The organism is Sulfolobus sp. B1 (assembly GCF_007050195.1).
Classification (GTDB): Archaea; Thermoproteota; Thermoprotei_A; order Sulfolobales; family Sulfolobaceae; genus Saccharolobus.
Genome location: NZ_QIMI01000069.1, coordinates 1 through 8,789, shown reverse-complemented (window position 1 = coordinate 8,789; position 8,789 = coordinate 1). Strand labels below are relative to the sequence as shown.

At 33.9% G+C, this 8,789-nt stretch carries 6 protein-coding genes and 2 pseudogenes; 4 read left to right on the top strand and 4 right to left on the bottom strand.

Going from position 1 to position 8,789, the window contains the following annotated elements; genetic code table 11:
* Window positions 1-53: 53 nt before the first annotated feature.
* A pseudogene (locus DMP16_RS06000) lies at window positions 54-701 on the bottom strand (pyridoxal-phosphate dependent enzyme); the annotation flags it as partial.
* A 9-nt stretch (window positions 702-710) separates the two neighbouring features.
* Window positions 711-1,430, bottom strand: a complete 720-nt coding sequence (locus DMP16_RS05995; RefSeq protein WP_069282279.1) for a ParA family protein — start codon at window positions 1,428-1,430, stop codon at window positions 711-713.
* Window positions 1,431-2,288: 858 nt separating this feature from the next.
* Here DMP16_RS05995 and DMP16_RS05985 point away from each other — a divergent pair.
* The 4 genes from DMP16_RS05985 to DMP16_RS05970 all read left to right on the top strand — a co-directional run bounded on the left by DMP16_RS05985 (window position 2,289) and on the right by DMP16_RS05970 (window position 6,022).
* On the top strand, window positions 2,289-3,209 hold the full coding sequence (locus DMP16_RS05985; RefSeq protein ID WP_069282280.1) for an alpha/beta hydrolase: 921 nt from the start codon (window positions 2,289-2,291) through the stop codon (window positions 3,207-3,209).
* Window positions 3,210-3,718: 509 nt separating this feature from the next.
* A complete protein-coding gene (locus DMP16_RS10960) occupies window positions 3,719-3,886 on the top strand; it encodes a hypothetical protein (protein ID WP_185957824.1) in 168 nt (55 codons plus the stop codon).
* Window positions 3,870-4,118 (top strand): hypothetical protein, encoded by a 249-nt coding sequence (locus DMP16_RS05975; protein ID WP_143576973.1) that lies wholly within the window; start codon window positions 3,870-3,872, stop codon window positions 4,116-4,118. The genes DMP16_RS10960 and DMP16_RS05975 overlap by 17 nt, the downstream gene beginning before the upstream one ends.
* A 314-nt stretch (window positions 4,119-4,432) precedes the next feature.
* Window positions 4,433-6,022, top strand: a complete 1,590-nt coding sequence (locus DMP16_RS05970) for a radical SAM protein (RefSeq protein WP_069282282.1) — start codon at window positions 4,433-4,435, stop codon at window positions 6,020-6,022.
* Here the strand turns inward: DMP16_RS05970 and DMP16_RS05965 are convergent.
* Both DMP16_RS05965 and DMP16_RS05960 read right to left on the bottom strand, forming a co-directional pair.
* Complete coding sequence (locus DMP16_RS05965; protein WP_069282283.1) at window positions 6,009-7,466, bottom strand: DUF790 family protein; 1,458 nt, start codon at window positions 7,464-7,466, stop codon at window positions 6,009-6,011. The genes DMP16_RS05970 and DMP16_RS05965 overlap by 14 nt on opposite strands.
* A pseudogene (locus tag DMP16_RS05960) lies at window positions 7,453-8,788 on the bottom strand (DEAD/DEAH box helicase). The gene DMP16_RS05965 and the pseudogene DMP16_RS05960 overlap by 14 nt, the downstream one beginning before the upstream one ends.
* Window position 8,789 lies beyond the last annotated feature (1 nt).

The window sequence follows — 8,789 nt, the reverse complement described above, 5'->3', positions numbered from 1 at the left end:
TCAATAATGAAAGCGGCCCAAAGATGTCAATATGGATCGGTTTATCATATGCTAAATCCCTTATGTACACCCAATAACAAGGTACCAGCTGAAACTGGTAAAAACACGTAGTCTGGTGCTTTTCTACCAATATCTGAAAATATTTCATAAGCTAAAGTTCTTATACCATCTCTGAATTGAGGTTGTAAAACGTGAGAGGCAAAATAATATCCAGAACTCTCCGCAGCTTTAGTTACGTCCTCTCTGCTTCCCTTAACTTTAATTAATTCAGCACCATAAGCCTCTATCTGCTTCACTTTATTTCCTTTTGCATTTTCCGGAACATAGATATGAGCCTTAATTCCAGCTGCTGCAGAATAAGCTGCAATAGAAGAACCAGCATTACCTGAAGAGTCTTCAGCTATTTCCTTAATCCCTTTTTCTGCTAGATAAGAAATCAAGGTGACTGAACCCCTATCTTTATAGGAACCAGTAGGGTTTAGAAAATCTAGTTTAAACCAATTTTTTCCTCTTCTTATCGTTGGAGTATTTCCTTCTCCGAGCGAAATAAAATTTTTAATATATGGAAAATTAGCTAACTTGTCTTTATCGTTGTATTCAAAATCTAATATGATTTCAAACGGACCTCCACATTTTTTACACTTTAACTCGTACAGACTTTCTCTCTCTTTTCCACAAATCGCACATATTTCTCTAAACATTTATGCTATCTAATCTGGATGCACTATTATTTTTTCTCCATTTAACAAAGCTTCTATAAACCTATCTAATGTTCTACTCTTAAACAAGCTCAACTTAGACAATTTATATAAATATAATTGCTCCTCAAAAGTTTCTACTACGACCATGTCAAAGATATCACGATAATTCTTTGCAATTTCCTTCGTTTTTTCGATATCGTCCTTTATCGGCGGAATAAGATTTAGAAAAAGAACGTTTTTTCTCATATCATCCTTAAACGATGCAAAGAAATTTATTGTAGAAATAATGTTTGTGATATCAGTAACAAAAACATCATAATTTATCTCACCATCTACTGAGATTATTGGATCATCATTAGATGGAGCTGGCGGTGTATCAATTATTACATAATCCCATTTTTCACTTTTCAATAGCTTTCTAATTATACTTTGAATGATCTTTGCCTCTATTTTGCTTATCCTAGATTTCGTACTAATATCTGAGAATATCTTTAGTAAATATGCGTTATCACTTACTGTTTTTAACGATTCAGATAAGGGTCTTAACCCGTTAATTATTTCCTCAGCTAGACCACTTCTAGTATGCCCTAACAACAAAGAACCATAGGCTAGATTATCATAATCTATTAATAGACATTTTCCTAGTTCAGAAAGATAATTTACTAGGTATAAAGAAATAGTAGTCTTACCAACTCCACCTTTAACCCCTAAAATTCTGATAACATACATTTAGTTAATAATTCATATTGACATTACTTAAATATTAACACTATTTTTATTCATAAATTTTCTAAATGTGGACATAGTGCCGTTATAAAGCTAAAAATTATTGACCCATTTTACATAAATACTTATGAGTAAAATGAGTAAGAAGGAGGTTTATAGGGATATACCTTATTTAGCGTTATCACGTTATTATGGGTAAGCAGGAGTATAAGAAGTTTTTTGAGAATGCAAAGCATAAGCAAGTTAAGCCTTGAATATCCTATTTCAAGGGGTTTTTAGATAAGGGAGTTGTCATCACTTATTTATAAGTATCCGCTGAGTTATCATAAGACTAAACTCTAAGGCAATATCAAAATCCGTAAGCTTAGACATACTCTAAATAAGGACTATACAAGTGGATACTCACAATAAATAAGTAGAAAAGGAAATTAGCTAGGTAAAGATGAAAAAACCTTCAAGTAAGCCAAAATACATAGATAAGCCATAATTACAACATGTATTTTACCTTAAGAGACCATACAGCTAGAAACGAGAGCATAAACTCATCAATGAAATAAAAGAGAAACAAATCAGCAAAACACTCATGTTTAAAATAAGACCACAACAACCAGAATTTATAGCTTCATGACAGTAGTATGTCATACATGGTAGGTTGAGCAATAACCCCATCCCCGGAAATCGTTCTTATAGTATGATACTTTTGAGGAATATGGTCATCTGGACGTATACAATGGTTCCCACTATAAGGTCGATATATTTATTCCTATTGTATCATCCATATACTCATGGTTTACAAGACACAAATTAGGTAAGTTAATTATTTAGATTAATTTTTTATGTTATCAACTAAAATTAAATGTTATGCCACTGGATCCTGAAGTAAGGAATTTCCTTCAAGTTTATTATAAGGCTAACCTAATAGATTTTACCAAATATCAGTTCCAGGAAATAAGACATAAAGTAAATGAATTGTTGGCAACGGCGGTTCCAAAGGAACCTGTGGGAGAAACCAGAGATATGAAAGTAAAGTTAGAGGATTATGAGTTGCCAATTAGAATATACTCCCCTATAAAAAGAACCAACAATGGACTTGTAATGCACTTTCATGGAGGAGCATGGATACTGGGGAGTATTGAGACTGAGGATGCTATTTCAAGAATCCTTTCAAACTCTTGTGAGTGTACAGTTATATCAGTTGACTATAGACTTGCACCTGAATATAAATTTCCAACCGCAGTGTATGATTGTTTCAATGCTATAGTATGGGCAAGAGATAATGCGGGAGAACTTGGTATTGATAAGGATAAGATTGCCACATTTGGAATAAGTGCCGGAGGTAATTTAGTGGCTGCTACTTCGCTGTTGGCAAGGGACAACAAATTGAGACTAGCTGTACAGGTACCTGTTGTCCCTTTCGTATATCTTGATCTCGCGTCCAAATCTATGAATAAATATAGGAAAGGGTACTTTCTTGACATCAATTTACCGGTAGACTATGGTATTAAAATGTACATAAGGGATGAGAAAGATTTATACGATCCATTATTTTCACCTTTAATTGCAGAGGACTTATCTAACTTACCTCGGGCTATAATTGTTACTGCAGAATACGATCCTTTAAGAGATCAAGGAGAAGCTTATGCATATAGACTAATGGAATCTGGTGTCCCAACATTAAGTTTTAGAGTAAATGGGAATATTCATGCATTTTTGGGTTCACCAAGAACTTCACGTCAAGTTACAGTGATGATTGGAGCATTACTTAAAGACATTTTCAAGTAGGAGAAAGACTGCGGGACATTTTTCAGTATCTTTTTGATTAATAAAAATTATTTATGAAGAGCCACAATGTAATTTATGTACTCGCTTAAAGATAAGAGAGCCTCCTGAACTTAGAATCAATCCAATAACTGGTGAAAAAATGGAATAACATATTGAAATGAAAACCTTTACTCTCTACACAGTTGGATTCGGGATTATTAACGAACGTATATATGACAGAATATAATAATCTGAGAGTACTAGTGCATACATTGCCGACCTTTGACAGAAATTGCCAAATAAGGATACACCTTAAAACTCATGCAATGTTAGACTAGAAGGAATGCCCATATCTAAAATATGAATTCGATAACATGATGTGTGGACAACGATTTGGTTGTTTTGATATAAATTAAATTTTCTTTATGTGGAAAAGTATTTTTAGAGTTATTTATTGGGGCGAGAATAGGTTTGATTTCCTCGCCCTCACCCAAATTATCTCTACCCTTTTAAGCCTAGGTTTCATTCCTTTGACGAGATTAGCCTTAACCTCTTACTTGTCAGGTTGGAGGACTTCATTGCCTCACACTACCTTGCTCTTCACGAGTTGGCTAATGTTAATTATGAGCTTAAGCTTGATATTAAGGATGGGGATCATTTACTCGTTGATGAGGGTTAATGGTGAGATGGGTTGTTAGGCATTACGAGTCTGGGCTAATTCTTCATGTTCTTAGGAGTGGTTTTTACGTTTATGTAAATGGTATTAAGCTTGAGAATTGGAGGGATAAAGTTATCTTCCTACACGATAAGGCTACAAGGCATTCTCTTAGTTCAACGAGGTTGAAACGTTTGGAACAAGAAGCTTATAGAACTATTATCCAAAGTCTAAAACTAGCAAGCGTGGACTCCACATGGAGCTCAACAAGATAGCTAAAAATCTTCTTCCACAACATACTCGAAATCTATTAGTGTAAACGAGAATAAAATTTTATGGAGTAAAGAAATTGTTGCCCATACTTAATTTTCTAAACATTACGTATACACTATGCTCTACATTCAATTATAAAAAGGATCTCATAATTGGTAAAAACTGAATCTTTAACTAACTAAAAATTAATTAGTGAATTAAGTCCCTAATTCCGTATCTATCCTTTCACAATAAATAAGTTTATACAAATGAGATATTACCTTTTTTCATGATTTATAATGAATACTTTTTATAGCATCTGAATAAATTAAATATTATGGCATGGGACATCATATTAACAGCAGACAAAGGTTCCTTTACAGACTATGGAGGATCTAGCGTATTAGGGTATGTAGCTTGTATGCCCTCAAGATTAGTTCCCAGAGCTTTCATGGATAAATTCTTCACACCTAATACTCCAGTTGATTCTGAGGGTAAAGCGTTGTATGCTCCTTATGCTTTGAGGAAGGTGGAGAGTGTGTTAGTTCATGCTGGTTTTAGTAGTGTTGCTGTGGTTCCTCCTGAGAGGTTGGGGAAGGTTGTGGATGGTAGGACTAGGGTTGTTGGTTTGACTGTTCATGATCCTTTTGGTTTGAACCCGGTTAGTTTTAAGTTGTCCATGATTTTTGGTGGTGGTTCTACTTGGACTGCAAAGTATTTTGAGGAATTGGGGGAGAGTATTTCTAAGCTTAAGGGTAAGTATGGGTTTAAGGTTGTTGCTGGTGGTCCGGGGGCTTGGGAGTTAGTTAAGGATAAGCCAAATTGGATTGATGTAATATACATTGGTGACGCTGAGGGTAAATTACCAGAGGTAATGAAGAAATTGATAGATGGAGAGGAAATTGAAAATAAGGTAATTTATAATAAATTACCAAAAAGCACTAAAATACCACCAATAATAAACCCAGCTAGGCTTGGAGAAGTACAAATAACTAGGGGATGCCCAAGAGGATGCCAATTCTGCTCAATAACACCAGAAACATTCATAAGCATACCAATAGAAACAATAAAAAAAGAAATACAAGTAAACATGAAAGCAGGTACAAAGAGAGTAGAATTTATAACTGATGATGTTTTGCTTTATGGTTCTCAGAAGTTGAGGGTTAATCATGAAGCTATTGTTAAATTGTTCTCAGAAACTATGAACATGGGAGTTGATGGAATATGGTTCCCCCATATTTCTGCTCCTGCAGTTAAATCTAGCCCGCAAACCGTTAAAGCTATGTCGGAGATAGCTAGATATGATAAGGATAGAGCTGCAGCTCCTGTTGTTGGTTTGGAGAGTGGTAGTGAGAGGATTATTAGTAAGTATATGAGGGGTAAGCCTTTTCCTTGGACTCCTAGGGAGTGGGGTGATGTTATTATTGATGCTACTGCTATTATGAATGATAATTATATTTATCCTTGTTATACTATGACTATTGGTTATCTTGATGAGACTGATGAAGATGTAGATGAGAGTATTAAACTTGTTGAGAGTATTATTGATCATGGTTTAAAAGCTTGGATATTCCCACTAGTAGTAATACCAATGGGAACCTCATATATCAAGGACAATCCTTTCCCTATAATGGAAAAGTTGCCTAGTAGATATTGGGATTTGCTATATATTTCATGGAAATATGATTTAAAAATAACTAGAGAGATGATACCTATATTAACTGGAGGAATAAAAAACAAGTTTGCTCAAGGAATTGTAAAGTATATGATAGATAGAGTGTTTGATAGTATAGAATGGGTATTCCTGCAATTAAAAGAGACAAAGGGAAGATATGCATACAACTTTAGCAATATTAACTTAAATAACACTCTAGGTGTAATAAAATCTATATATTGGTTATTCAGATTAGCATTTAAGCCTCTTTGATCTTCTTTACAATAGCATCAGAAATATTTTTCCATAAAATAATATATCCTAAATATTCTATTACATCCACGATATAATTACCATAAGCATTAATTAGCTCAGAGAGAGACTTATCGGTGAAATTATTTTTAGAAATTTCCTCAAGATATGTCCTTTTTATCGCATAGTTTTTTAACACTATATAATCTTTATAACTGGTCAGTTTTTCCCTTATCACCTTCTCGTCAACATTATACTTATTAGCTAATTCCTTGATAGATATAACGTGATCGTTTATGTCACCTAAATTAATTTCCTTAACTTCCACAGCTGGAAGTAAAGTTCTGAGATAGTTATATATTTTACCTATGTCAATTTTTCTCTTAAATTTTATAATATTAAGACTTGATGGTATGTAATTCTCGTAACTAAGTTCTTCATTTAATATTATCAAGATGGGATTAGGGAAGTGCTTTAGTTTCTCTAACTTATTATTTATGTACTCCTTCGTCCAAAATCCCATTATTTCTACGTAAACCTTAACGTTATTCTTTTGAAGCAGAAAGTCCGGGAAATAAAGTCTATTATCTATTACGAATGGTTCAGGTTCTCTTATTATTAGCCAATCCTTAATAACTTTCCTGAAGTCATTGTAAAACTTTTCCTCTATACTACTATCAAATCTCTTCTCTATCTCTTCATCTCTAACGTACTTAAACAGCTCATGAGTATTAGATAACTCTAATTTGTATGTCCTCTTCCTCTTACCTAACACTACGCTTGCAATTATCTTCCAATCCTTTCTAGAGACCACAAATGGTATTAGTGAAGCTAAATTTTTACCATATTTCTCGGTCATCCTCAATAATGAAAGCGGCCCAAAGATGTCAATATGGATCGGTTTATCATATGCTAAGTACATTAGCCCTAACATCTTAATTTTACGAGCTATCTCTTTCCAACCTTCACTCATAAATATAGTTATTCTATATGCATTAAACACAATTGTTTGCAGTAGGGAAAGATTGTATATTTTTATTAAATCTTCTGCAGTGATGTTATCTGGTAGCTTAACAATCTTTCTCTCCTCATCCAAATCCTCATACATTACCTTAATGGGATCAACACGAAAAATTTCCTTTACCTCTCCGATAACCTTCTCTCTTTCTTCTTCAGTATACACTGGACCTCTCTTAAATATTTCCCTTCTAAGTTCTCTATAGTCTATTTTACTTTCACTTTCTATCTCACAATATTTAAGGAAAGTTCTCGCTAATCCTTTAACTAGCTTATAGTCATATATCTTCGACAAGTACTTTACGTCATCTAATATCTCTCCTACTTTCCTGCCTATTTCAAAAATTCTCATTACATCATCAGCTATTTCAATATCATCTGATTGTGCAAAAAGTGGATATATCTTATTTCCCATAATTTTATATCTTGCTAACTCAGATGGCAACATTTTGTCTTCGCCTCTTACTTAAATTATAATCACTGGTTCCCTTCGATACTATCTCTATTAATCTCGCAATTTTATTCTCTTTCTTTCTCAATATTCTCCCTAGTCTTTGAACAAATTGCCTCTGTGTTCCATATCCCCCTAGAACTATTCCAACTGACGCATCAGGAACATCAACGCCTTCATCCAACACGCTAGAAGTTACAATTACTTTATATTCCCCCTCCTTAAATTTCTCTAAAATCTCTAATCTCTCATTTTTGGGAGTCTTGTAAGTAATAGCTGGTATTAAAAAGGTCCTAGAAATATCATAAGCCATGGAAGTGTTTCTAGTAAATATTATTACTTTATCGTCCTTTAATTTACTTAATAGTTCTCTTAGCTTCTCTACTTTAGCCCTTGAGTTAACAGCTATCTTTAGAGCCTCATGCCAAGCTAATAACGCCTCTCTAGCTTCTTTGTCTCTTGAAGCTAATTTTATTAAATTACGAAAATCTTGTAATGACCTCAACTGTAATCCTTTCTTATCTAGAAATTTCTTTAATATTCCTCTATAATATTCGTATTTCTTCCTCTCTTCCTCTGTTAATTCGACATAAATTCTTTGAATCGTGAAGTTGGATAAAAAATTTTCCAGCTAATTCAGAGAATGTAATAGTATAAACTATTGGTCCAACTAGAGAAGGATAAAGAGAATGTCTTCCGTCACTTCTCTCAGGAGTTGCTGTTAAACCTAATCTGTAAGGTGAAGCTAAACCTTGAGCTATAATAGAATAGCCCTCAGACGCTAGATGGTGAACTTCATCGAATATAACTAAAGCGAATTTATTACCTATACTTTCAAGCCTAGTGTAAGTTGAATCATAAGTAGCAACAGTAATCCCTTTAATTTCGTCAAATCCTCCACCAATTCTTCCAGCTTCGACGTTAAGAAGCTTTTTAATACTTTCGTACCATTGTTGAAGCAAATCAAGAGTTGGTACCACTATAAGAGTTGCTTGCTTGATCAGAGCAATGGCTTTTAAACCAATTACCGTCTTTCCAGCACCAGTAGGTAAGACTATTATACCTTGCCTAGTCCGAAACCACTTGAGTAAGGCATCTTCTTGATATTTCCTTAACTGTATCTTATCATCTATTATCGGAAATGGTAACAAATCCAGTACCTTATCTTGAACCTCAACGTTAGATCTTTTGAAATAGAAAATTAAATCTCTATATTTACTTGCAGGACCGATATAAGCTTTTAACTCTTCACTCCACGATAATCCCGGGGCAGATACATCACATATTAATAACCCCTTAAAATAGGATAAGTATACCACG